Source organism: Pseudomonas sp. 30_B (assembly GCF_017491605.1).
Classification (GTDB): domain Bacteria; phylum Pseudomonadota; class Gammaproteobacteria; order Pseudomonadales; family Pseudomonadaceae; genus Pseudomonas.
In genome coordinates, this window is sequence record NZ_JAFGYY010000373.1 from 1 (window position 1) to 440 (window position 440).

Annotated in this window: 1 protein-coding gene; it reads left to right on the forward strand. The window is 70.9% G+C overall.

What is annotated here, in order from left to right:
* The coding region (locus J5M67_RS28710) for a hypothetical protein (protein WP_207888714.1) at positions 1–440 on the forward strand (440 nt) is incomplete at both ends.

The following is a 440-nucleotide window of genomic DNA, read 5'->3' on the forward strand; positions in this document are numbered from 1 at the left end:
GGATCGCGTTCGGCTGGTTCGCGGCCGCGAGCGTGCTGCTCGGCCTCGCGCCCGTTCAGTACGTGAAGGTGCTCGATGCGCTCACGCGCGCGCTCGTCGGCGCGGGCATCGCGGGCACGAATCACGGGTGGCTGCTGTTCGCGCCCGTGTCCACCGCGCGCGCGAGCTACATGCCGGCGCTCTTCATGCTGTTCTTCGTCGCGTGCTGCGCGCTCGCGTGGCTGCTCGTGCGGCGCTTCTATCACGGCAGGCTGCGGCGCGCGGCGCCGTGGTCGTGCGGCAATCCGTTCGTGACCGCGCGCATGCAGGACACGGCCGAAGGCTTCGGCCAGCCGATCCGCGAGATCTTCACGCCGTTCTTCCGGATCGAGCGGCAACTGCCGTCGCCGTTCGATCGGCAGCCGGCCTACCGGATGAGCGTCGCGGACCGCACGTGGCAC